We start from the raw sequence: 23,138 nt of genomic DNA, 5'->3' as shown, positions 1-23,138 counted from the left end.
GCCGACCGGCCGTGCCGTTCGCGAACCGGGCGCTGGCGACGCTTCGTGCGGCACGTCAACCGGGAGGCCGTCCACCACCTCGCCGAGGTCGCGCTGCTGCGCCACCTGCGCCTGCGACTGGGCCGACCCCGGCGGCACACCGTGCGGCCGGCCGGTGCCATATGCTGCGCCGGCTGTCACGGGGCACGGGGAGGGCGACATGCGACGCTGGCTGGGCGTCACGTTTTCGGCCGCGCTGGTCGCGGGGGTGCTGAGCGGGTGCGGCACACCGGCGGGCACCGACGGTGACCTGACGGACGACTGGCGGCCGGTCGCCGAGGCCCGCCAGTTCGTGCCGCAGGCAGGCGAGTGTCACGTGATCGCCGAGGCGACCGCCTATCTGACCAGCCATCAGCCGGTCGACTGCGCGAAGCCTCACCTGGTCGAGACGTTCCACATCGGCACGTTCACCGGTGAGATCGCCGCGCGCCCGATCCCGCCCCGCGTCGGGTCGGCGGCGATGCGCGTCGCGTTCGCCGACTGCGACGCCAGGGCGAAGACGTTCGTCGGCGGCGAGTGGCGCGGCGCCCGGTTGTCGGTGCAGGTGGCCCCCACCTCGCCGCCCGGCTGGTCGGGCGGCAGCCGGTGGTACCGCTGCGACCTGCTCGAGCTCGCCGCAGGCGGCACCGGCGGCGCCGTGGCCGACCCGGTCGTGCCCCGCACCGGCACCCTGCGGGGCGTCCTCAAGGCTCCCTCCTCGCTGACGTTCACCTGCGGCGAGGAGAACCGCTGGGGCAACCTGGAGCCGGTGGCCTGCGGCAAGCCGCACCGGTTCGAGTACGCGGGCATCTGGACCGCCCCGGACGGCCGGTACGACGACGCGACGAAGGACGAGGACGCGATCCACGCGAAGTGCCGGACGGTCATCGCCCGCTACGCGAAGGTGCCGGTCGACGGCATGCTCCGCTACCGCACCGGCACCACCTACCGGTTCCCCTCGGAGGAGGCGTGGGCACGCGGTGACCGGGGGGTGCGCTGCTGGTTCTGGTCGGGTGGACGGAAGCTGACCCGGTCGATCGCCGGCGGCGGCACCAGGGCCCTGCCGGTCAACTGAGCGCCCGGCCGACAAATTGACGTGACAGCACTGCCGGCTCGTGGCCAGCATCGACGGATGGCGGGGTCCCGACCGGCGGAGCCGGACATCGTGCGCTACTACACCGACGTCTTCGTGGAGGCGGACCGGCTGGAGCGCACCCCGCTGGGGCGGCTGGAGGGGCTGCGCACCCGCCAGGTTCTGACCCGGCTGCTGCCGCCGGCACCGGCGGCGGTGCTGGACGTCGGCGGCGGCCCCGGCGCGTACGCGGGGTGGCTGGCGGCCTCCGGTCACCGGGTGCACCTGGTCGACCTGGTCCCCGTGCACGCGGCGGCGGCCCGGCGCGCGCACCCCGGGGTGAGCGCCACGGTCGGCGACGCACGGCGACTGCCGCTTGCCGACGGCTGCGCCGACGTGACCCTGCTGCTCGGGCCGCTCTACCACCTGATCGGTCGCGCGGACCGGGTCGCCGCGCTGCGCGAGGCGGCCCGCGCGACCCGGCCCGGCGGCCTGGTGGTCACGGCGACGATCAGCCGGCAGGCGCCGCTGATGGATCTCACCCGGCAGGGGCGGGTGGACGATCACACCCGTCCCGCCCTGCTGCGCACCTACGTCACCGGCGTCAACGACGCGGGCAGCGGCTTCACCACCGCCTACTTCCACCGGCCGGACGAGGTGGTCGACGAGTTCGAGACGGCCGGACTCCCCCGGCCAGACCTGTACGGCGTCGAGGGTCCGCTGTGGCCGCTGCTGGCCGTGGCGGGCGGGCCGGAGGCCGACGGGCCGCTGTTCGCGGAGGTGTTGCGCTGCGCGACGCTCTTCGAGCGCGATCCGGAGGTGATCGGCGCCAGCGGGCACCTGCTGGCGGCGGCGCGACGCGGAGCCGACCGGGCCGGCGGCTGAGGGGCGACGGCGCGCACGGCCCGGAGCCGACCGGCTCGGCGGTGACGCAGGTGGCGACAGCCGCGGAGCCCGACGCCGACCGACGGAAGACGACTGGTTGACGGACCGGCGACACGACGCGCACCGAGGGTGATATCAGGGGCGATCCTCGTGTTATTCTCCGGCTTCGATCTCCGCCGCGCCGACCCGGATCGGGTCGTTGTCGCAGAAGGACGCCTCTCCCCGATGCCGGCCGTTGCCCTTCCGAGCACGTCGCCGACCACGCTGGAAACCCCGGCCGGCGGCGCGTTCGCCGTCATCTTCACCAGGCTGCCGGCGCTGCTGCGCCTGACGTGCGGCCTGGTCGGGGCGGTGGTGGCCCTGTCGGTGCGCACCCCGCCCGTCGAGCCGGCGCTGCTGGTGCCGGCCGTCGCGGCGCTGACGGCCTGGTCGGTGTGGTACGCGTACCGGGCGCTGCGGCACGGCATCGGCGGCCCGCTGATGGCCGGCGACGTGGCGGCGACCACCGCCGCGTGCCTGGCGATCCCGCTGCTGGTGGCGCCCGAGGTGCTCCCCGGCGAGGGGAGCTGGATCGCGGTGCTGGCCAGCACCACGGTGATCAACGCGCAGGCCACCGCCCCGGCGCGCTGGTCGGTGCCGGCGGGGCTGCTGGTGACCGCCGCCTACGCGGTCGGCGCGCACGCCGCCGGCCAGCCGGACGAGGCCGCCGCGCACGCGGGGACGCTGCTGGTGCAGACCGCCTGCGCGGCGGTGATGACCGCGATCATGCGGCGGCGGATCGGCCGGGCCGATGCCGCCTTCGTCGCGCACCAGCGGCTCACCCGGGAGGCGCTGGTCGCCCGGACCGTCCGGGAGGCGGAGCGGCGGCAGAACCGGGACCTGCACGACACGGTGCTGGCCACGCTGACCATGGTCGGGCTGGGCGCGGTCCCCGCCCCGTCCGCCGCGCTGCGCGAGCGGTGCGCCGCCGACCTGCGTACCCTCACCGCGCTGGCCGACGCGCGGTCGGCGCCCGCCGACGGGCCGGCGCCGCTGGACGAGCGCCTGCGGGCGGTGCGGGCGCGGCTGCCCGAGCTGCCGGTGGCCGCCGAGCTGGTGCCCGTGCAGGTGCCGGCGCCGGTCGCCGAGGCGCTCGCCGAGAGCGCCTACGCCGCGCTGTCCAACGTGGCCCGGCACGCGCCGGGCGCGACCGCCGCCCTGCGGCTGGCCCGGGTCGCCGGCATCGCCGTGGTCGAGGTCGCCGACGACGGTCCCGGCTTCGACCCGGCCACCGTCCCGGCCCACCGGTACGGCCTGCGCGAGTCGGTTATCGGCCGGATGTCGGCCGTGGGCGGGCGGGCCGAGATCAGCTCGCACCCGGGCGCGGGCACCCGGATCCGGTTGGAGTGGGCCGGTGGCGACTGAGACGACGGCGACGCCGGCCGACCGCGACGGCGACCTGGCCGACGCGTACGCCACGGCGGTGCCGGCACCGCGTACACGCCGGAACGGCCGGCCCCCGGCGGACGCCGTGGCGGCCGTGGCGGACGCCTCCGACCGCGGCGCCCGGATCGTGGCGGTGGTCATCGCGCTGGCGTGGCACGCGGCGATCGCGCTGCCCGCGGTGCTGGGCGCCCGGGCGGAACTCGCCGCGCCGGCGGTGGTCCTCGCCGGCTGGCTGCTCGTCGCGGCGACGGGCGTGCTCGCGGGCGTGCGGCTGTTGCATGACGCGCCGCTGCCGGCCTGGCCGGTGGCCGCGCTGCTGCTGGCGGTCGACGCGGCGGTCTTCGGCGCGGCCGGCGAGCGGCAGCTCTTCACCGCCGCGAACTGGGTGTGGGGCACGCTCGGCTGGTTCTTCGTGCTGGCGGTCTGGGACCGGCGGGTGGCCGGGCTGCTCGCCCTGCTGGGCGCGCACTCGGTGATCGCGCTGGCGGCGGTCCTCGGCCACGGCGCGACCGCCCCCGCCGACCTGGCCCGGTACGTGATGTACGTCTACGGCACCTCGACCCTGCCGGTGGCGGTCTTCGTCGGCAGCACGACGATCGCGGCGCTGGCCCGGCAGCGGGCCGGCGCGGCAGCGGCCGCCCACGCGGCGACCGCCGAGCGGGACGCCGCCGAGCTGGCCCGGCGGGAGCGGCGCGAACGCCTCGCGCTGGTCAGTGGCGCCGCGGAGGAGGTGCTCGCCGAACTGGCCGACGGGCGGGCCGACCCGGCCGACCCGGACGTGCAGCGGCGGGCGGTGCGGGCCGCCGCCCGGCTGCGTCGGCTCATCGCCGAGTCGGACGACGTGCCCGACCCGCTGCTGCACGAGCTGCGGGCCGCCGCCGACCTGGCCGAGCGCAACGGGCTGCCGATCGACCTGGTGGCGGTCGGCACGTCGCCGCCGCTGCCGGTGGACGTGCGCCGCCGGCTCGCCGACCCGCTCACCGCGACGCTGTCCGACGCCCGCGGCTGGGCCCGGCTGACCGTGGTCTGCGGCCCCGACGAGGTGGTGGTCGGCCTGGTCACCCCCGACCGGGACGGCCCGGGAGCCGGCGGGGACGGCCCGGGAGCCGGTCGGGAGAGGACGGGCGCCGGCGGGCCGCCGGGCGGGGACGGCGGGCCGGTGGAGCACCTCTACGAGCGGGACGGGGAGATCAGATGGACGCAGACCCGGTGGCGGCGGTGAGCGACGGACGGCCGGTCGGCGTGGCGATCGTGGACGACCACCCGGTCGTCGTCGAGGGGGTGTGCGCCTGGCTGGCCAGCGAGCCCCGGCTGACCGTGCTGGCGACGGGCGACGACCCGGACGCGGTGCTGCGGGCCGCCCCGGACGCCGACGTGGTCCTGCTGGACCTGCGCCTGCACGGGCGGATGGCGTGGGACAAGCTCGCCGAGCTGAGTGCGGCCGGCCGGCGGGTGGTGGTCTACTCCGAACACACCGACCCGGAGACGATGCTCGCCGCGCTGGACGCCGGGGCGGTGGCGTTCCTCGCCAAGCACGAGGGGCGGGAGCACTGCGTGGCCACCGTGCTCGCCGCCGCGAGCGACCGCCCGTACGTGCCGCCGGCGCTCGCCGGGGCGATCGTGGGCGACCCGCGGCCGGACCGTCCCGCGCTCTCCGACAAGGAGCGCGAGGCGCTGCTGCTGTGGTTCCAGTCGATGTCGAAGGCGTCGGTGGCCCGCCGGATGCGGATCAGCGAGCACACCGTCAAGCAGTACGTCGACCGGGCGAGGATCAAGTACACCCGAGCGGGGCGGCCGGCCGCCACGAAGGCGGCGCTGCTCGCCCGGGCGATCGAGGACGGCCTGGTCCGGCCGGAGGAGATCGGCATCTACCGGTCACAGGCGTCGCACGACCGGCCGACCCCCTAACGGGCGTCATGACAGCTGGTACGGGGTCGGCGACGCTCGTGGTGGATGCCCGTCTGCAGGAGAGGTCATGACGATGCACGATGACGCGTCCCCCTTCTTCATCGCCCCGCACCGCTTCGACGGGACCGACGACGTCGCTCCCGTGCTGGACCGGCGGCACGAGCTGGTCCCGGAGGCGGGCGAACGGGTGCTCTCCCGGCACCGGCTGCACGCCTCGGGGCACCTGCTCGGCCCCACGGAGGCGCGGCGGCGGTGGGCGCTGCCCGCGCCGGTGGCGGTGACCGTCACCGACCGGCGGATCGCGTACGTCGGAGACGGGCCGCGGATCGCCCTGGCCGACGGGGCGGGCGACGGCGCCCGGCACCGCCGGGTCGTCCGGCTGCCGGGCCTGGTCAGCGGCCAGATCCGCTGGCAGTGGCCGTCGCGGCTGGAGTTGCTGCCGCCCGGGCCGGACGAGCAGGCGCGGCTGCTGGTGGTCTGCGACGCGCTGCGCACCATCCAGCAGCCGGCTCTCGGCCTCGCCGGCCCCGCCGAGGAGGTCGCCGGGCTGGCCCACCGGGTGCGCCGGGCGGTGGCCGCGTTCCGGCTGGCCCACCCCGAGCTGGTGGACCTCTCGCCGCCCGAGCGGGACGTGCTGGCGGTGCGGGCCGGGGCGGGGTTGTCCGCCGGCGTCGCCCGGATCACCCTGCCGGGGTCGCTGCCGGTGGAGTTCCGTTCCCGGGACGACTACTACCAGCGGGGACGCTTCGACCGTGGATGGCACGGGCCCGCAGCCGGCGCAGCATCCGGGCATCGGTGAAGCCGACCGTGCGGGCGGCCGCCTCCACGGTGGCACCGTGGCCGATGAGGTGCTCGGCGCGCTCCACCCGCAGGGTCTGCTGGTAGCCGAGCGGGGTCAGCCCGGTGGCCTGCCGGAACAGCCGGGTCAGCGTCCGCTCGGCCACCCCGCCCGCGGCGGCCAGGTCGGCCAGCGGCAGCGGCTCGGCGAAGTGGTGGTCGATCAGGTCCTGCACCCGGTGCACCGCGTCGGACGGATGCGACCGGTGCCGCATCATGGCGCTGGCCTGCTGCTCGTGGCCGTTGCGCCGGGAGTGGACGACGAGCGTGCGGGCGATCCGGGCCGCCGCCGCCGGGCCGTGCCGGGTGGCCACGAGGTGCAGCGCCACGTCGATGCCGCTGGCGATGCCGGCCGAGGTGACCACGCGGTCGTCGACCACGTAGAGCACGTCGCGTACCACCCGCGCCGCCGGGAACCGCCGGGCCAGCTCGTCCTGCACCTCGTGGTGGGTGGTGCAGCGGCGGCCGTCGAGCAGGCCGGCCCGGCCGAGGGCGTACGCCCCGGCGCAGACGCTGGCGACGGTGCCACCCGCGGCGTGGTGGTCGGCCAGCCGCCGCAGGTCGTCCGGCCCGACCGGCCCCTGCGGCCCGTGCGCGCGGGGCCGCCACCCCGGCACGACCACCAGGTCGTCGCGGGTCAGCTCGGGCCACTCCAGCCCGGCCACCAGCGGTACGCCCTGCACGGTCGGCACGACCTCCCGATCGGCGACGTAGTGCAGGCGGTAGTCGTGCCCGAGGTCGGCGGCGGTGGAGAAGACCTGGGCCGGCCCGGCGAGGTCCAGCAGGTGCACCTGCGGGACGAGCAGGAAGACGACCCGGGCCATCGGCTCAGCCCCGTACGCCGGCCGGGACCGCGCCGGTCACCTCGGCGACGGTGCGGACGGTGGCGAAGCGGCCCGCGAGGGCGTACTCGGTGCGGGCGATCATGTCCTCGTTCGACAGGGTGCGCGGGTCGGCGAGGACCTCCTCCAGCGTGGCGGTGGCCGGCAGGTCCCGGTGCGGGGTCGGGAAGGTGACCGTCGCGTCCGTCACGAAGGTCACCTCGTAGCCGAGGTCGCAGCCGACCCGGGCGGTGGTCTCGACGCACTGCTCCGTGCGGATCCCGCAGACGGTGATCTCGCGGACGCCCGCCATCGTCAGGGTCTGCTGGAGGTTGGTGGTGGTGAACGCGTTGTGCGACGTCTTCACCAGCGTCGGCTCCCCCGGGACCGCCGAGAGGCCCTCGATCAGCCGCACGTGCCCGCCGGCCGGGTCGAAGACGCCGCCGCTGCCCGGCTCGGCGTGCAGGACCCAGACGACCAGGTCACCGCGCTCGCGGGCCGCGTCGACCAGCCGGCCGACCTGGGCGACGATGTCGTCGTTCGAGGCGTACGCCCAGATCGGGCGCTGCCGGAAGGACTCCTGGACGTCGATGACGACGAGTGCTGCTCTGCTCATACGGTGAATCCTGACCGGGCGGCCGCCGGCGCGGCAGACACCATCCCGCCCCGGACCGGACCGATCCGGCCACCCGCCCGGCCCTCACGGTGGGTCAGGGGGTGGCGGGGCGGCGGGCGGGGGCGTCCAGGGCGGCGGCCTCCTCCGGGGTGGGGGCGGTGCCGCCCAGGTGCGCCGGGAGCCACCAGGTGTCGTCGGGGCCGGCGGGCTGGTCCGGGTACTCCCGCTGGGCCCGGTCGACCAGCGCGCTCAGCCGCGTCTTCAGGTCGACGGTCATCGCGTTGGCGTCCGGGTAGGCGGCCGGGTCCATCGGCTCGCCCACCAGGATGGTGATCGGGGTGTGCCGGCGGGTCAGGGTGCGCGGCCGGCCCTTGGTCCAGAGCCGCTGGGTGCCCCAGAGCGCCACCGGCAGCACCGGCACGCCGGCCTCGGCCGCCATCCGGGTGGTCCCGCTCTTGAGTGCCTTGACCGTGAACGAGCGGCTGATCGTCGCCTCGGGGAAGACGCCGACCACCTCGCCGCGCCTGAGCGCGCTGACCGCCGTCGCGTACGACCCGGCGCCCGCCCGCCGGTCCACCGGGATGTGCCGCATGCCGCGCATCAGCGGGCCGGACACCTTGTGCGTGAACACCGACTTCTTGGCCATGAACCGCACCAGCCGCCGCGACGGGTTCGCCCCCAGCCCGCAGAAGATGAAGTCCAGGTAGCTGACGTGGTTGCTGGCCATGACCGCCCCGCCGGTACGCGGGACGTGGTGGGCGCCCTCGACGGTGATCTTCAGGTCCAGGACCCGGAACAGCGTCTTGGCGGCGGCGATCACGGGCGGGTACACGAGTTCCGGCATGTGCGCGAACTTACCCTGCCGACCTGAGCCGCACGCCAGCCCGCCGACCGGTGGCGCGTGGCCCACCGAGCCGCGTCGCCGGCCGGCCGCGGTGCGGTCGGCCGGCCGGCATGGTGGGACGGGCCGGTTCGCCCGCCCGGCGGGGACCCGTCGTCACTCGGTCAGCCGGTGCACGTCGAGGCGGCCCCGGGCGAACGCGTCCACCCGGCCCCACCGGCCCGGGATGTCCAGCACCTCGATGCGGCCCATCCCGATCGGCAGCCGGGGGTCCACCGCGAGGTGCCCCTCGTGCGGCTCCAGGCCGAGCATCGTCCGCAGCAGCAGCAGCGGCGTGCCGGTCGACCAGGCCTGCGGGCTGCACGCCGTCGGGTACTCCACCGGGAACTTGGTCAGCTCCCGGGGATAGCCGCCGAACGCCTCCGGCAACCGGCCCTGGAAGTAGGTGCTCGCGTCGAGGATGCCGCTGGCGATGACCGCCGCCTCCTCGGCGAAGCCGTACCGACGCAGGCCCCAGGCGATGAACGAGTTGTCGAACGGCCAGATCGTGCCGTTGTGGTAGCCGACCGGGTTGTAGCGCACCTCCCCCTCGGCCAGCGTCCGCACCCCCCAGCCGGTGAAGAGCCGGGGCCCGACCAGATGGTGGGCGATCTTCTCGGCCCGCTCGTGGTCGACGATCCCGCTCCACAGCAGGTGGCCGATGTTGGAACTCAGCACGTCGCACTGGCGGCCGTCCGGGTCGAGCGCCAGCGCGTAGTACTCGCCGTCCTCCACCCACCAGTCCCGGTTGAACCGTTCCTTCAGCGCCGCCGCCTCCCGCTCCAGCCGGTCGGCGAACTCCGGGTCACCCCAGAACTCCCGGGCCAGCCGGGCGGCCCGCAGCTTCCCGTCGTACGCGTACCCCTGCACCTCGCAGGTGGCCCGGGGGAACGGGGGCAGCGTGCCGTCCCGGTAGGAGATGGAGTCCCAGGAGTCCTTCCAGCACTGGTTCTCCAGGCCGGTGTCGGTGTTGCGCCGTTCGTACCAGATGTAGCCGGTGCCGACCAGGTCGGCGTAGTCGTCGATCCACTTCAGCGCGGCGCGGCACTCCCGCTCCAACTCCATGACCAGCTCGACGTCGCCGGTCCACTTCTCGTACTCGTCGAGCAGCACCAGGAACAGCGGGGTGGCGTCCACCGACCCGTAGTACGGCGAGTGCGGCTGTTCCTCGAAGGCGGCAGTCTCGCCGTACCGCATCTCGTGCAGGATCCGGCCCGGGTCCTCGTCCCGGAAGTCGTCGAACCGGGTGCCCTGGAGGGAGGCCAGGATCCGCAGCGTGGTCTTCGACAGGTCCGGCGTGAACGGCAGCGTCTGCAGACAGGTCAGGATGCTGTCCCGGCCGAACATGGTCATGAACCAGGGCAGGCCGGCGGCCGGCAGTGACGCCCCGCCGAGCGACAGCGGCGAGAAGCGCAGCGCGGCCAGGTCGATCAGGCTGCGCCGGTAGGTCGCGGCGACCTGGTCGTGCTGGCTGTTCACCTTGGGCGCCTTGGCGATCCACTCCTCCAGGTCGTGCTGGAGGGCGAGCCGCTCGTCGCCGTGCGCCCCCAGCCCCATCCGCAGGTCCCGGCCGCCCTGAGCGCCGGCGAAGGTGCCGACCTCGATCTGGGCCTCCCAACTCTGGTTGGGTTCGAGGTGGATCGTGTAGGCGAAGCCGTTGCGGTCGTACCGGGCCGGCGGGGACGCGGAGATGGTCGTCTCCCGCCTGAAGTTGCCCCGCCGGTAGCCCAGGCGCAGCCGGTCGGTCTCGACCTCCGTGAAGATCTCGCCCTTCTTGTTCAGGATCTCGTCCTTGACCTGGAACAGGTCGGCGAAGTCGGACGCCGCGTCCATCCTGATCTCCAGGTCGACCGGCTTCTCGTCGTGGTTGAGGATGGTGAGCTGCTCCTGGAAGCTGCCCCCCACCGTCCGCTCCCGGATGATCGACAGCTTGGCGTCGATGTAGTGCGTCGCCATCCCCGGCACCAGGAAGAACCGCGCCTCGTAGTACTGGAGGTCGTCGTACGACAGCGGCGTGAGCCGCTCCCCGTTCACCGTCAGCACCCACGTGGACAGGAACCGGGTGTCCAGGGAGAAGAATCCGGTCGGCTCGCTCGGCGTGGCCTCGATGTCCCCGGTGTCCTCCGACACGACGAAGGTGCTGCCGTCCAGGATCCGGATCGTGTTGTTCCGCGCCATCACCGCACCTCCCGCTGACCCTGGAAACGCCGGCGGGGGCCGCGGGCGTCCGGGTGGCCGGGGAAGAGCCGCTCCAACTGCACCAGCAGCCGGAGTTGCCCCGACACCGTCAGGTCGCCCCGCAGCAGCGCCGCGATCCCGTCCTCCCGCCCGGTGGCGAGGTCCTCGAAGAGCGCCGGGGTGGTGCCAACCACCGTGTCGGCGTCCTGGTCCTCCTGGCTCACCCGGACCCGGCCCCGGTCTATCCGCACCAGCCAGTGCGTCGTCTGCGCCCCCTCGTGCAGGTCCAGGCGCAGGGTCCCGGAGGACTTGTCCAGCAGGGGCTCGTACTCCCGCCGGTCGAGGTCCTCGAAGAACCTCGTCGTCGCGTCCACCATCGGGTCCTCTCCTCCCCGTCGGTCATGTCCCGAACGGGGTCCCCGTCCCGTGCCGGGTCAACCTCGCCCGGATCGGGTGAGGCGGGTGCGCCGCCGGGGTCGTACCCGCGCGGTAGCCTCCCGGCAGGGCGGGTCGGGAGCGGAGGTCGGTGCCGCGTTCGAGGCCGCGGCGCGCGCGTTCGCCGAGGTGGTGACGGCACCGACGGCCCGCGGCGAGGCGAGCCGCGCGGTGAGCGACCGGGTGCCAGCCGAGCTGACGTACGACTGCGGCCCGTGCGGCGCCCGGCACGTCTCCGGGTCGCTCTTCCAGCAGGCCGGCCTGGCCGGGGGCGTACGCCTGGAGGTGTCGGGGCGGGCGGCGACGCTCGCGCCGCTGCCGGGCTGGCCCGCCCGCCGCCCGCGCGGACCGCGACGCCGGCCCCCGGGACGGGAGCCGGCGCGCCGCGGCGGACAGTCAGTTGTTCGGTTCGTCGGCGCTGATGTCGGCGAGCACCGACTGCGGTTCCCGCTCCACGGCGAGGTCACCCATCGAGACCAGGCCCACCAGCCGCCCGTTGTCGATGACCGGCAGCCGGCGCACGGCGTAGGTCCGCATCAGGTCGGCGGCGGCCACCGCGTCGTCGTACTGGCTCACCGTGATCACGTCCTTGGAGGTGATCCGGTTGAGCGGGGTCGTGTTCGGGTCCATGTTCTCCGCCACGCCCCGGACCGTGATGTCCCGGTCCGTCACGATGCCGATGACATCGTCGCCGTCGGTCACCACCACGTCGCCGATGGCGCTGTCGCGCATCTCCTGCGCCGCGGCGGTCAGCGTGTCGTTGCCGTCCATCGTCACCAACCGGGTCGTCATGAACTCTCCGACCGTTGTCATGGTGCTCCCCTCTCGGTGTCGGCACAGGCCGTCTACCCGCCGGCCGAGCGGGGTAACGCGAACACGATCCGAGGAGGCCCCCGGTGCCCGGCCCGGCCGCCGCGCCGGACGACCGACGACGAACGGGAGGTCCGCGATGTCGTCCCGGGCCGCCGCCCGGGCGGGCTCAGCCGTGCGGCGGGGCGCCGTAGAGGCGTTCGACGTGCAGCCGGAGCACGAGGCGGCGCTCGGCGACCATCGCCCGCCGGTAGTCGGCCCAGTCCGGGTGCTCGCCCTGCACCGTCCGGTAGAGGTGGACCAGCTCCGCCACGGTCGCGTCGTCCGGGTCGGCGGCCACCGGCGTCAGCTCGGCGCGCGCCTCCGCCACCGCGTACGCCCAGCCGTCGTCGCTACTGACGTGGAAGCTGGCCCGGGGATCCCGGCGCAGGTTGGCCGTCTTCGCCCGGCCGTCGGTCACCGAGACCCGGATGACCGCCGACGCGGGGTCGAAGGCGTAGATGACGGTGGACAGTTGCGGCCGGCCGTCCCGTCTGAGGGTGGCCAGCACCCCGAGCCGGTGACCGGCGATCAGGTCCGTCAACGCCCGCCGGGTCTCGTCGTCCGCCACGGCATCCTCCCGCTCGACCGTCCCGATGCCCCCATCGAACCACGGCGTACGCCCCAGGGGCGCCCACACGACGGGCCCCGCCGAGGTCGGCGGGGCCCGTCGTACGTGCGTCGGTCAGCGGCGCTCGGCGGCGACCAGCTCGGCGATCTGCACCGCGTTGAGCGCGGCGCCCTTGCGCAGGTTGTCGTTGGAACAGAACAGGGCGAGCCCGTGCTCGACGGTCTCGTCGGCGCGGATCCGGCCGACGTAGGTCGGATCCTGACCGGCGGCCTGCAGCGGCGTCGGCACGTCGCTCAGCGCCACGCCGGGCGCGCCGTCGAGCAGCTCGCGGGCCCGCTGCGGGGTGACCGGACGGGCGAACCGGGCGTTGATCTGGAGCGAGTGGCCGGTGAAGACGGGCACCCGGACGCAGGTGCCGGAGACCTTCAGCCCGGGGATCTCCAGGATCTTGCGGCTCTCGTTGCGCAGCTTCTGCTCCTCGTCGGTCTCGAAGGAGCCGTCGTCGACGATCGAGCCGGCGAGCGGGAGCACGTTGAACGCGATGGGCCGCGCGAACGAGCGGGGGGCGGGGAACTCCACCGCCGCGCCGTCGAAGGCGAGCCCGGTGGCGTGCTCGGCGACCTTGCGGACCTGCTCGTCCAGCTCGGCCACGCCGGCCAGGCCGGCGCCGGAGACCGCCTGGTAGGTCGAGACGACCAGGCCGACCAGCTCCGCCTCGGCGTGCAGCGGGCGCAGCACCGGCATCGCGGCCATCGTGGTGCAGTTGGGGTTGGCGATGATCCCCTTGGGGCGTACGGCGGCGGCGTGCGGGTTGACCTCGGCGACGACCAGCGGCACCTGCGGGTCCGTCCGGAACGCCGAGGAGTTGTCGATGACGACGGCACCGGCCGCGGCGACCCGGGGCGCCAACTCCTTGGCGGTGCCCTTGCCGGCCGAGAAGAGCACGATGTCGAGCCCGGCGTAGTCGGCGGTGGCCGCGTCCTCCACCGTCACCTCGCCGCCCCGGAAGGGCAGGGTGCGCCCGGCCGACCGCGCCGAGGCGAACAACCGCACCTGCTCCGCCGGGAACTCCCGCTCCGCCAGCACCTGCCGCATCACGCCACCGACCTGGCCGGTGGCCCCCACAATGCCGATCCTCATGCCCGCGAGGCTACCCAGCCCGGGCCCGCGGCCGGGAACGCTTTCCCACCGCGCGGACGGACGTCACGCCGGGCCGGGCGGCAGCCGAGGCGCGCCCGGGGCGGCCACCCGCCCGGAACGTCACCGCCCGATCGCACCCGCGGCGAGAAGATCCGGGGTCCCGACCCCGCCCCGCCGGAGCATTGCCGCCGGCCGACCGGCCCGTGTCGGAGCACCCGCCCCGCCCCGACCGCGACCGACATCACATCGCGGGCCACCCCCGGGCCGGGGGCAGCGGTCAGGGGGCGGCGTCGACGACCTCGCCCAGGCCGGTGGCGACCAGCTCGTCGCGGATCACCGCGGCGTCGCCCTCCACCACCAGGGTGAGCGCCTCCGGGCGCAGGTGGGTGGCGGCTGCCGCGGAGACCTGCGTCACGTCGGCGGCGAGCAGCGACTCCCGCAGCCGGGCGTGGTAGTCGTCCGGCAGGTCGTGCACGACCAGGGTGGTCAGCGCGGAGGCGATCGCCCGGGGGCTCTGCAACTCGACCGAGAGCTGCCCGGCCCGCCAGAAGCGCGCCACCGCCAGCTCCTCCTCGGTCACCCCGGTCTCCTGCGTACGGGTGATCTCGCCGACCGCCTCGACGAGCGCCGGCGCGGTGACGGCCGTCTGCACGCCGGAGCTGACCGCGAACCGGCCGAACCGCCGGGACGAGGCGAAGTCGCCCCGGATGCCGTACGTGTAGCCGTGCACCTCGCGGATCAGGTGGTTGAGCCGGGAGGTGAACGCCCCGCCGAGCACCGTGCCGGCGAGGGCCATCGGCACGTGGTCGGGGTGGGCGCGGTGCGGCGACGGGTGGCCCAGCCGCAGCGTGGACTGCACCGAGCCGGGGCGGTCCACCAGGATGATCCGCCGGCCGGGGCGGGTCGGCACCTCGATCGGGGCGCCCCGGTCGACCGGACCGCCGCCGGTGCCGGCGAACGCCGCCGCGCCCAGCGCGTCCAGGTCGAGCCGGTCCAGGTCGCCGGCGACGACCAGGGTGCCGGGGCGGATGAACCACTCGGAGTGGAAGACGGTGACGTCCTCGACGTCCAGCCCGGCGACCGAGTCCGGGTCGCCGTACATGGGGCGACCCCAGCGGTTCTGGGCGCCGAACAGGTCCGCGCGCAGCGCCGCGTCGGCGCGGGGGCCGGGGTTGGCCCAGTCCATCCGCAGCGCGGTCGCCTCGTCGTCGCGGACGCGCCGGACGTCCTCCGGATCCAGCTTCGGGGTGCGGACCGCCTCGGCGAGCAGTTCCACGGCGGCGTGCAGCCGCTCCACCGGCACCTGCACGCTGACCTGGAAGGAGTCCCAGTCCAGCCCGGTCACCAGCTCGGTGCCGAGCGCCTCGATCGCCAGGGCGTACGCGGTCGCGTCGCGCTGCGCGGTCCCCTCCTCCAGGGCCTTGGCGAGCACACCGCCGAGCCCTTCCTTGCCGGTCGGCTCGCGCCCGGCGCCCGCGTCGAGCAGCAGCAGCGCCACGGCCAGGTTCTGCCCGGGCAGGTGCGCGGCGACGACCTGGCCGCCGGCCACCGCGCGGCGGACCACCTGCGGGAACCGGTAGGGGCGGGCGACGCCCGGCCCGGGTCGGTCGGTGATCAGCGTCATCAGGGCTTCTCCTCGGGCAGGTAGGTCAGGGTCACCCGGTCGTCGGCGGCGAGCACCTCGGCGGCGGCCTCGGCGATCTGCTCGGCGGTCACCGCGAGCCAGGCCGGCAGCCGCTCCGCGGCCTTCGCCGGGTCGCCGAACTGGGTGGTGTAGCGCCCGAGCGTGTCCGCCCGGCCCTCCACCGTCGACATCTGCCGCCACCACATGGTGCTGAGCAGGGACTTGGCCCGGTCCAGCTCGGCGGTGGTGACCGGCACGGTGGCCAGCTCGTCGACCACCTCGGCCAGCCCGGCGGCCAGTCGCTCGCCGCTCACCCCGGGGCGGGCCGTGGCGGTGGCGATCATCGGCGCGGGGGCGTGCGCCAGGTCCACCCCGTACGCCCCGACGAGGTCCGGCTGGGCGATCCGCTCCCCGTCGGCGAGGCGCTGGTAGAGCCGGCTGCCGCGACCGCTGCCCAGCACCGTGGCGAGCACGGTCACCACGTCGTAGCCGGGGCTGCCGAAGGGGTGGGTGCGGTGCGCGACGTAGACGCGGGGCGCCGGGACGTCGCCGGTGACCGTCTCCACGGCGGGCCGCCCGGTGGCCGGGACCGTCCGGCCGTCGGGCGCGGACGGGATGTCCTCGCGGGGCGGGATCGCGCCGAAGTACTTGTCGGCCAGCGCGAAGACCTCGGCGGCCGGGGCGTCGCCCGCCACGGTCAGCACGGCGTTGTTGGGCGCGTAGTACGTCCGGTGGAACGCCTGGAAGGTGGCCAGGTCGGCGGCGTTCAGGTCGGCCATCGACCCGATCGTGGCGTGGTGGTACGGGTGCCCGGGCGGGTAGAGCAGCGGCAGCAGCCGCAGCCAGGCGTCGCCGTACGGGACGTTCTCGTAGCGCTGGCGCCGCTCGTTCTTCACCACGTCACGCTGGTTGTCCAGCGTCTCCTGGGTCAGCGCCGGGACCAGGCCGCCCATCCGGTCCGCCTCCAGCCAGAGCGCCAGTTCGAGGTGCTCGGCCGGGACGGTCTCGAAGTAGTTGGTGCGGTCCGGGTTGGTGGTGGCGTTGAGGGAGCCGCCCGAGCCCTGCACCAGCTTCATGTGCTCGGTCTTCGCCACGTTGACCGAGCCCTCGAACATCAGGTGCTCGAAGAGGTGGGCGAAGCCCGTCTGCCCCGTGGGCTCGTGGCGGGAGCCGACGTCGTACCAGAGGTTCACGGCGACCGCGGGGGCGGTGCGGTCCTCGCTCACCACCACGCGCAGGCCGTTGTCCAGTCGGGTCGTCTCGATGGGCCAGGGGTAACCGCTGTCGGGCATGGCACGACGCTATCCGATCGGGCGGGCCGGAAGGGGACGCGCCGCCCGGGACGAGGCATCGACCGTCGGCGGCCGGGTACCGGGGGAGGATGCCGCCTGCCGCCACCGTGACCGACCGCGCCGCCGTCGCGGTCGACCGCGCGACCGCAGCCCTGACCCGGCTCCGCCGGGGCCGCCTGCTGCACCCGGCGGGCCGTTCCTTCGCCGGCGAGGTGACCGTCTGGGGTACGCCGGGACCGCCGGCCGGGGTGCCGCTGCTGGACGACCCGGGGCGCTTCCGGGCGACCGTCCGCCTCTCCAAGGGCGTGCCCACGCCGGGCAGTTGGCCGGACGTGCTGGGGCTGGCCGTGCGGCTGCACCGGGACGCCGGGCAGCCGTTCGACCTGCTGGTCAGCTCCAGCGGGGCCGCGCCGGTGCTGCGGCACCTACCGCTGCCGCGGCGGCGCTTCGCCGGGACGTACAGCACGATCATGTCGTTCCGGGCGGGCGGGCGCCGGCTCCTCCTGGCCGCGCTGGCCGACCCGGAGTCGCCCGATCTGGGTCGCAGCCTGGCCGAGGTGGCCGCCGCGGCCCGGACGGACGCGCCGCGCCTGGTGCTGGCGGTCGCGTCCGCGGTCGGGCCGTGGCGGCCGTTCGGGCAGGTCACCCTCGGCGGGCAGCTCAGCGCCGGGGAGGACGCCGCGCTGGCCTTCGACCCGGTCGGCAACCTGCCGCCGGGGCTGCGGGCGGCAGGCCCCGTCGCCTGGCTGCGGGAGCACACCTACCCGGCCTCGCAGCGGGCACGCGGCGCCGTGCCTCAGTCGGGGGGCTCGGCGGGGGTCACCGTCTGATCGGAGGTACGCCGCTCCAGCACGGTGTCCGGCGCGGCGTTGCGGTCCTCCTCCCGGATGTCCGACTCCTCGAGGATGACCTCGGCCTGTGCCTGCGGGTCCTCGCTGCCGACGGCCGCCTCCTCGGGCAGCAGGTGCGCGCGGGACTCGACCCGTTCCTGGTCGCTCTGCTCGTCACTCATGCCCGCCCACATACCCCGCCGGGTGGACGGGCACGCCCACGTGATCGCGCCCGACCGGCGGTGACCTCCCCCCGTCGCGGGGTCACCGCCGGCCGGGCGCGACCGTTGCGCGGCGGCGGGCGGGCCGCGCTCAGGAACGGAACGGGCCGCGCACCTCGTAGGTGATGCCGCCGGAGGAGGAGCCGGAGGTGCCGCGCTGCGACGAGAAGTAGAGGCGGGTGCCGTCCGGCGAGAACGCCGGTCCGCAGATCTCCGACGAGGACTGGCCGGTGATCCGCAGGAAGGGGGCGACCACCCCGGCCGGCGTGATGATGTTGATCTCCATGTTGCCGCCGTCCTCGGCGACGTAGAGGTCCCCGCCGGCGGTGCCGGTGATGTTGTCGACCCCGGTCAGCGGCGCCGTCCCCGAGACCAGCGAGTCGTCGTACGCCAGGTCGATGCGCTGGTTGACGGCGTCGTAGGCCCAGACCCGGTTGTCGCCCTTGGTGGTGAACCAGCAGGTGCCGTCGGCGTACCAGCAGCCCTCGCCGCCGTTGAACTTCTTCGCCCCGGAGACCTGGTTGCGGGTGTAGGTGGGCGAGCCGTCCGGGTCGGGCACCCGCGCCCAGCTCACCGGGCCGCTGGTGCCCGTGCCGGCGACCAGCACCTCCAGCGTGCCGGCGGAGAGGTCGCCCCAGGTGGTCGGCCGGAACCGGTAGAAGCAGCCACTCGTCTCGTCCTCGGTGAGGTAGACGACCCGGCGGTCCGGGTCACAGGCGGCGGCCTCGTGGGTGAACCGGCCCATCGCCGCCCGCCGCACCCCGGCCCGGCCGCCCTGCGGGTACGTCTCGTAGACGTACCCCCGACTGACCTCCTCCCCGGAGAGCCAGGTCCCCCACGGGGTCGCGCCGCCCGCGCAGTTGCGGTTGGTGTTCGACAGGATGCGGTACGCGGAGGCGATGCTCCCGTCGGCGTCGAAGCGCACCGCGGAGGCCCCGCCGGTGGTGGAGATCTCAGAGTTCGAGACGTAGATCCAGCCCGTGCCGGCGGCGAAGCACGCGCCGCCGTCGGGCGCGTCGTGCCACGTGTACGCCGTGCCGGCCACCGCCTGCCGGGAGCGCGCGACGACCCGGCTGGTGAAGCCGGCGGGGAGCTGGATGCCCCGGGCGTCGGCGGCGCCGAGCGGCCCGTACGGGCTGGTGCCGGGCTGGGCCGGGGCGGCCAGGGCGGCGGCACCCGCCCAGAGGCTGCCGGAGAAGGCGGCGGCGCCGCCGGCGACGGTGGCGCGCAGGACGGTACGACGATCCATCGGAACCTCCGGATGAACAGCGGTCGGTGTCGATGAAGTTACCGCTGGAGACATCGATGGAGGTGAACGTGAGGCGAGTGTTTCCCGACGACCGGGTGGACCTTCCCGGGCCGTCGGGTACGCTGGGCGGCGTGACGCGTTCGTATCGATGGTTTAGGCAGCCGGCTCGCACGCCGGTGACTTCACCATGATCTGACGTCACCGCCATCGAGCCGGCCGGGCAGGAGCTTTCGTTCCTGCCCTTTTGCGTACGAGCAGCCGGCTCGTACCCGGGCACCGGCCCCGGGGCACGGTCGGCGGAAGGATGCCCACCGTGACGACCCCGGAGACCGATCGGGTCAGCGATCAGCGGATCGACCGTGTCGTGCCGCTGACCACCCCGGCCCTGCTGCACCACGAGCTACCCCTGGACGACACGCTCGCCTCGGCCGTGCTGGCCGGTCGGCGCGCCGTCGGCCGGGTGCTGGACCGCGCCGACGACCGCCTGCTGGTGGTGGTCGGCCCGTGCTCGGTGCACGACCCGGCCGCCGCGCTCGACTACGCGCACCGGCTGCGCGTCGCCGCCGACCGGGTCTCCGACGACCTGCTGGTGGTGATGCGGGTCTACTTCGAGAAGCCGCGCTCGACGGTCGGCTGGAAGGGCCTGATCAACGACCCGGGGCTGGACGGCTCCGGTGACGTCAACACCGGCCTGCGTACGGCCCGGGCGCTCCTGCTCGACGTGCTGCGCCTCGGCCTGCCGGTGGGCTGCGAGTTCCTCGACCCGATCACCCCGCAGTACATCGCGGACACGGTGGCGTGGGGCGCGATCGGCGCGCGGACGGTGGAGAGCCAGGTGCACCGGCAGCTCGCCTCCGGCCTGTCGATGCCGATCGGCATGAAGAACCGCCCCGACGGCAGCATCGGCACGGCCGTGGACGCGATCCGCGCCGCCGGCGTGCCGCACGTCTTCCCCGGCATCGACGTCTCCGGCACCCCGGCGATCCTGCACACCCGGGGCAACGCCGACGGACACCTCGTGCTGCGCGGCGGGGGCGGCCGGCCCAACTACGACGCCGAGTCGGTCGCCGGCGCGCTGGAGCTGCTGCGGGCGGCCGGGCTGCCCGAGCGCCTGGTCGTCGACGCGAGCCACGCCAACAGCGGCAAGGACCACCGCAACCAGCCCAGGGTGGCGGCCGACGTGGCCGCCCAGCTCGACGCCGGGCAGCGCGGCATCGTCGGGATCATGCTGGAGAGCTTCCTGCTCCCCGGCCGCCAGGACCTCGACCCGACCCGCGAGCTGACCTACGGCCAGTCGGTCACCGACGCGTGCATCGGCTGGGAGACCACAGAGGAGGTCCTGACCCACCTGGCTGCCGCCGTCCGCACCCGCCGCCGCACCCCCGCCCCCACTCCCGCCTGACCCACCCACCTGACGTTGATCACGAGGTCGGCGGCAGTCGAGGAGATCCACCTCGCCGCCGATCCCGTGGTCGACGCCGGGGAGAGGCAGAAAGGACAGCGCCGCCCCCGGGCCTTGTGGGCTCGGGGGCGGCGCTGGCGTCGGTGTGCAGGTCGCCTCTCGGCGAGTGGCGCGACGCGGCTCCAGCCGGACGGAACTCCGCGAGGGCAATATGGGTGAGGCCCGGGGACGCTGGACACACCGACACCTCACTCAACCGGCCCCCCGCCTCCGGTGTTCCGGCCCCGACCATGACCGCCGTCACACCCCCAACGTCCCGCGCCGGGGAGTCGTCCGGGACCGGGCGCCACCGGTTGCCCCGACTGGCCGTGCCCGGCAGGTCCGGCGCGCGGGCCGGCCGGCGTGGTGACGTTTGACCGATTCGGTCGCGGGTAGCTGAGCCGACGTGACCGACGACGCACCCGTGACCGAAGCGCCCCCGACCGAGGCGGCGGAGGAGCCGGACATCCGGCGCCTCGACGACCTGCTCGAGGACCTCTACCGCGGCCAGGAACGGATCAGCCAGGCGGACATCTACCGCCGCGCCGTCTCCGCGGAGCTTCCCGCGCAGCTCCTCACCCGGATCGCCGCGCTGCCCGAGGGCGAGTACGCGGTCGACGAGGCGGCCGACCTGCTCGGCGGATCGGTCACCTGACGACCCCGGCAGCCCGTACGGCCGGCTCGTGGCGTCACGGCGGGCCGGCAGCCTCCCGGCACGGGCGGCCGACGAGGAGTGAGGAGAGCGAGATGTCCCACCACGAGGAGCAGCACAGGAAGCTGCCGGCGCTCGGTCAACCCCCCGAGGGCACGGACACCCTGCCGGAACCCGACTTCGCCAGCGAGCACGACAGGACCGCCGTCGACCGTGAGGTCATCACCGGCGCGGACGAGGACGAGCGGGAGCCGGAGGCGTCCCGGGGCTGGGCCGGCGAGGACCACGGCACGACCCCGACGTGACCGGGGCACCAGCAGGCCCGACCGGTGGGGCGGGACATCGCGGAGGGGGCCGGCACACCGCCGGCCCCCTCCGGGACGTCTCCGCCTCCTCGCGTGCTCAGTCGTCGTGCCCGGGGCCCTCGGCGGCCCGCTGCGCCATCGCGTACGCCATCTGGAGGAAGTCCGAGGCGGCCACGGCGCTCAGCGCGGTCGCGACCAGCCGGGTCAGCCGGGGCGAGAGCACGAGCCCGCCGGTGAGCCCGGTGGCGACCCAGACGGCGAGACAGAACGGGCAGCTCAACAGCTCCCCTATCGCGTGACGGGTGCCGCTGCCCTGGTCGCGGACCTGCTCCATCACCTCGCCGCTGCCGATCGGCCGGTCGTAGCGGGTGAACGGCGCCCGCAGGGGGCTGGTGACCGCGTCCTTGGCCAGCAGCCGGCTGAGCTTGTGCGTCGCGATGCCGAGCAGCACCACGTCGGCCGTGGCGGGACGCTCGGGCACGTGCTGGCCGGTCGCCCTGACCAGCCCCGCGAGCGCCCCGGTCACCGCGGCGTAGGCACCCATCGACACCAGATAGCCGCCGAGCGGCCGGTGCTCGTGCGGCGCGTACGCCCGGCGTAACCGCGCCACCTTCTCCTTCACGTCGGTCACCCCGGTCTCCCTCGGTCCTCGGGTCGGCCGGCCCGGCTCAGCCGGCCTGCAGGTTGTCGGCCACCTCGCGGGCGAGGCTGTCCAGCGCCTCCTCGGCCATCCGGCCGGCGTCCGGCCCGCCGGTCAGGTCGAGCCGCGTCCGGGCGCCGCCCGCCAGGGCCGGGTCCACCCGGATCTCGGCGCACCAGTCCCCGGCGGCGCTCCACCGGGCCCGCAGTTCCTCCGCGCTGACCTCCTCCGCCGGGCTGCCGTCGCCGCGCAGCGGGTCGGGCAGCCAGGCCGACGCCCGGTCGGGGTCGGTAGCGGTGTTGAACACCACCTCCGGGGGCGCGGACATCCCGCGCTCGGCGTGCGCCATCACGCCTCCCGCAGGCGGCTGGGGTCCACCTCTCGCCCGGGGTGCCGGGCGAGGTACTCGGTCTCCAGTTCGGCCGTGCGCCGCAGGTGGTTGGCGAGCGCGGAGTCGGCCGCGTGCCGCAAGGTGTCCAGCCGGGTGCGGTGCAGGCTGTGCATCTCGCGGATCAGGTCCTCGTCTCCCAGCTCGGCCGGGTCGACGCCGAGCAGCTCGCCGTCGACGTCCGCCTCGCCGGAGGCCATGTCGTGGACGTGGTCGCCGTCCCACGCGGGCATCCGCTGCTCCGGGCTCCCGAACTCGTCCTGCCGTATCGATCCGGTCATCATCGCCCCCCTGGTCGTTTTGGGCTGGCGTCTAAACGGATGCCCACACCGGGTGGCACCAAACCATCCCCCGCACTACGACACCGCGTCGGAGACCGCGGGCCGCCCCGGTACTCTCGATGCCATGAAGCGGCTCTGGACCCCGGCGTGGATCGCACGCCACGTGGCCATGGTCGTGCTGGTCGTCGGGTTCCTGGGGCTGGGCTGGTGGCAGGTCAGCCGGGCCGCCGCCGGCAACGCGATCAGCTGGGGCTACGCGATCGAGTGGCCGATCTTCGCCGGCTTCGTGGTGTTCGTGTGGTGGCGTGAGGTCCGGCACACGCTGCGCGGCCCGCAGGCCCCGGCCGACGAGCCGTCGGCCGCCGCCGGGTCGCGGCCGGCCGACGCCGGGTCGCGGCCGGCCGCCGCCCCGACGCGTCCGGTCGTACGCCGCCCCGTGCGGGTCGCCCGCGTGCCCGCGGCGGCCGCCGACGGCGAGGACGCGGACCTCACCGCCTACAACCGATACCTGAAATGGTTGACCGACAACCCGGGCGCCAAGCCCGGTGACTACCCCGGCTGAGGCCGGGCGCGGAAGGAC

At 75.0% G+C, this 23,138-nt stretch carries 26 protein-coding genes; 11 read left to right on the top strand and 15 right to left on the bottom strand.

The window, feature by feature from the left end; translation table 11 throughout:
* Positions 1-199 precede the first annotated feature (199 nt).
* From ACGFZ2_RS07730 to ACGFZ2_RS07705, 6 genes are all read left to right on the top strand, one after another.
* A complete protein-coding gene (locus ACGFZ2_RS07730) occupies positions 200-1,093 on the top strand; it encodes a septum formation family protein (RefSeq protein ID WP_393451129.1) in 894 nt (297 codons plus the stop codon).
* A 57-nt stretch (positions 1,094-1,150) separates the two neighbouring features.
* Positions 1,151-1,975, top strand: a complete 825-nt coding sequence (locus ACGFZ2_RS07725; protein ID WP_393451127.1) for a class I SAM-dependent methyltransferase — start codon at positions 1,151-1,153, stop codon at positions 1,973-1,975.
* A gap of 225 nt (positions 1,976-2,200) precedes the next feature.
* Complete coding sequence (locus ACGFZ2_RS07720) at positions 2,201-3,379, top strand: sensor histidine kinase (protein WP_393451125.1); 1,179 nt, start codon at positions 2,201-2,203, stop codon at positions 3,377-3,379.
* 58 nt (positions 3,380-3,437) lie between these two features.
* The gene (locus tag ACGFZ2_RS07715; RefSeq protein WP_393451464.1) at positions 3,438-4,622 is read left to right on the top strand and encodes a hypothetical protein; all 1,185 of its coding nucleotides are present in this window, start codon (positions 3,438-3,440) and stop codon (positions 4,620-4,622) included.
* Positions 4,595-5,308 carry a response regulator gene (locus ACGFZ2_RS07710; RefSeq protein WP_393451122.1) on the top strand — a complete coding sequence of 238 codons (714 nt, stop codon included), beginning with the start codon at positions 4,595-4,597 and terminating at the stop codon, positions 5,306-5,308. Before ACGFZ2_RS07715 ends, ACGFZ2_RS07710 begins: the two co-directional genes overlap by 28 nt.
* Positions 5,309-5,381: 73 nt before the next feature.
* Positions 5,382-6,107 carry a hypothetical protein gene (locus tag ACGFZ2_RS07705; protein WP_393451461.1) on the top strand — a complete coding sequence of 242 codons (726 nt, stop codon included), beginning with the start codon at positions 5,382-5,384 and terminating at the stop codon, positions 6,105-6,107.
* On the opposite strand, the gene ACGFZ2_RS07700 is transcribed toward ACGFZ2_RS07705, so the two are convergent.
* The 10 genes from ACGFZ2_RS07700 to ACGFZ2_RS07655 form a co-directional block, all read right to left on the bottom strand.
* Entirely contained in the window at positions 5,989-6,969 is a 981-nt protein-coding gene (locus tag ACGFZ2_RS07700) for a GlxA family transcriptional regulator (protein ID WP_393451119.1), read from the bottom strand. The two genes, ACGFZ2_RS07705 and ACGFZ2_RS07700, sit on opposite strands and share 119 nt — an antisense overlap.
* A 4-nt stretch (positions 6,970-6,973) precedes the next feature.
* Positions 6,974-7,582 (bottom strand): isochorismatase family protein, encoded by a 609-nt coding sequence (locus ACGFZ2_RS07695; RefSeq protein WP_393451116.1) that lies wholly within the window; start codon positions 7,580-7,582, stop codon positions 6,974-6,976.
* A gap of 94 nt (positions 7,583-7,676) precedes the next feature.
* On the bottom strand, positions 7,677-8,426 hold the full coding sequence (locus tag ACGFZ2_RS07690; RefSeq protein WP_393260829.1) for a lysophospholipid acyltransferase family protein: 750 nt from the start codon (positions 8,424-8,426) through the stop codon (positions 7,677-7,679).
* Positions 8,427-8,579: 153 nt separating this feature from the next.
* A complete protein-coding gene (locus tag ACGFZ2_RS07685; protein WP_393451113.1) occupies positions 8,580-10,640 on the bottom strand; it encodes a glycogen debranching N-terminal domain-containing protein in 2,061 nt (686 codons plus the stop codon).
* On the bottom strand, positions 10,640-11,017 hold the full coding sequence (locus ACGFZ2_RS07680; RefSeq protein WP_350708581.1) for an SCP2 sterol-binding domain-containing protein: 378 nt from the start codon (positions 11,015-11,017) through the stop codon (positions 10,640-10,642). Before ACGFZ2_RS07680 ends, ACGFZ2_RS07685 begins: the two co-directional genes overlap by 1 nt.
* A gap of 454 nt (positions 11,018-11,471) precedes the next feature.
* Positions 11,472-11,888: a CBS domain-containing protein gene (locus ACGFZ2_RS07675; RefSeq protein WP_363704678.1), complete on the bottom strand. Its 417-nt coding sequence runs from the start codon at positions 11,886-11,888 to the stop codon at positions 11,472-11,474.
* 166 nt (positions 11,889-12,054) lie between these two features.
* A complete protein-coding gene (locus tag ACGFZ2_RS07670; RefSeq protein ID WP_393451458.1) occupies positions 12,055-12,522 on the bottom strand; it encodes a PPOX class F420-dependent oxidoreductase in 468 nt (155 codons plus the stop codon).
* Positions 12,523-12,609: 87 nt separating this feature from the next.
* The gene (locus tag ACGFZ2_RS07665) at positions 12,610-13,635 is read right to left on the bottom strand and encodes an aspartate-semialdehyde dehydrogenase (RefSeq protein ID WP_393260834.1); all 1,026 of its coding nucleotides are present in this window, start codon (positions 13,633-13,635) and stop codon (positions 12,610-12,612) included.
* A 277-nt stretch (positions 13,636-13,912) separates the two neighbouring features.
* Positions 13,913-15,259 (bottom strand): M16 family metallopeptidase, encoded by a 1,347-nt coding sequence (locus ACGFZ2_RS07660; protein ID WP_393451110.1) that lies wholly within the window; start codon positions 15,257-15,259, stop codon positions 13,913-13,915.
* Positions 15,259-16,551, bottom strand: a complete 1,293-nt coding sequence (locus ACGFZ2_RS07655) for a M16 family metallopeptidase (protein WP_393260840.1) — start codon at positions 16,549-16,551, stop codon at positions 15,259-15,261. The genes ACGFZ2_RS07660 and ACGFZ2_RS07655 overlap by 1 nt, the downstream gene beginning before the upstream one ends.
* Before the next feature lie 89 nt (positions 16,552-16,640).
* Here ACGFZ2_RS07655 and ACGFZ2_RS07650 point away from each other — a divergent pair, with 89 nt between their 5' ends.
* On the top strand, positions 16,641-17,381 hold the full coding sequence (locus tag ACGFZ2_RS07650; protein ID WP_393260843.1) for a phosphodiesterase: 741 nt from the start codon (positions 16,641-16,643) through the stop codon (positions 17,379-17,381).
* Here ACGFZ2_RS07650 and ACGFZ2_RS07645 read toward each other — a convergent pair.
* Entirely contained in the window at positions 17,348-17,563 is a 216-nt protein-coding gene (locus ACGFZ2_RS07645) for a hypothetical protein (protein ID WP_393260845.1), read from the bottom strand. The two genes, ACGFZ2_RS07650 and ACGFZ2_RS07645, sit on opposite strands and share 34 nt — an antisense overlap.
* A gap of 130 nt (positions 17,564-17,693) precedes the next feature.
* Positions 17,694-18,851, bottom strand: coding sequence for an alkaline phosphatase PhoX (locus ACGFZ2_RS07640; protein WP_393451107.1), 1,158 nt, complete (start codon positions 18,849-18,851; stop codon positions 17,694-17,696).
* Between the two features lie 304 nt (positions 18,852-19,155).
* Here ACGFZ2_RS07640 and ACGFZ2_RS07635 point away from each other — a divergent pair, with 304 nt between their 5' ends.
* From ACGFZ2_RS07635 to ACGFZ2_RS07625, 3 genes are all read left to right on the top strand, one after another.
* A complete protein-coding gene (locus tag ACGFZ2_RS07635) occupies positions 19,156-20,253 on the top strand; it encodes a 3-deoxy-7-phosphoheptulonate synthase (RefSeq protein WP_393260848.1) in 1,098 nt (365 codons plus the stop codon).
* Between the two features lie 445 nt (positions 20,254-20,698).
* Entirely contained in the window at positions 20,699-20,947 is a 249-nt protein-coding gene (locus tag ACGFZ2_RS07630; protein ID WP_393260850.1) for a hypothetical protein, read from the top strand.
* A 92-nt stretch (positions 20,948-21,039) separates the two neighbouring features.
* Entirely contained in the window at positions 21,040-21,249 is a 210-nt protein-coding gene (locus ACGFZ2_RS07625) for a hypothetical protein (protein WP_393260853.1), read from the top strand.
* A gap of 97 nt (positions 21,250-21,346) precedes the next feature.
* Here ACGFZ2_RS07625 and ACGFZ2_RS07620 read toward each other — a convergent pair whose 3' ends face one another.
* Genes ACGFZ2_RS07620 through ACGFZ2_RS07610 form a run of 3 tightly spaced genes read right to left on the bottom strand, consistent with a single transcriptional unit; the run spans position 21,347 to position 22,561 of the window.
* Positions 21,347-21,880 carry a DUF1360 domain-containing protein gene (locus ACGFZ2_RS07620; protein WP_393260855.1) on the bottom strand — a complete coding sequence of 178 codons (534 nt, stop codon included), beginning with the start codon at positions 21,878-21,880 and terminating at the stop codon, positions 21,347-21,349.
* Positions 21,881-21,917: 37 nt separating this feature from the next.
* Positions 21,918-22,238: a hypothetical protein gene (locus tag ACGFZ2_RS07615; RefSeq protein WP_393260858.1), complete on the bottom strand. Its 321-nt coding sequence runs from the start codon at positions 22,236-22,238 to the stop codon at positions 21,918-21,920.
* Positions 22,238-22,561, bottom strand: coding sequence for a DUF6158 family protein (locus ACGFZ2_RS07610; RefSeq protein ID WP_393260861.1), 324 nt, complete (start codon positions 22,559-22,561; stop codon positions 22,238-22,240). The genes ACGFZ2_RS07615 and ACGFZ2_RS07610 overlap by 1 nt, the downstream gene beginning before the upstream one ends.
* Positions 22,562-22,682: 121 nt before the next feature.
* On the opposite strand from ACGFZ2_RS07610, the gene ACGFZ2_RS07605 reads away from it, so the two are divergent.
* Positions 22,683-23,120 (top strand): hypothetical protein, encoded by a 438-nt coding sequence (locus ACGFZ2_RS07605; RefSeq protein WP_393451104.1) that lies wholly within the window; start codon positions 22,683-22,685, stop codon positions 23,118-23,120.
* The last annotated feature ends 18 nt before the right edge of the window (positions 23,121-23,138 follow it).

Source organism: Micromonospora sp. NPDC048063, from assembly GCF_043202855.1.
GTDB lineage: Bacteria > Actinomycetota > Actinomycetes > Mycobacteriales > Micromonosporaceae > Micromonospora.
The sequence above is the reverse complement of the archived record's forward strand: the minus strand, read 5'-3'. Positions and strand labels throughout refer to the sequence as shown.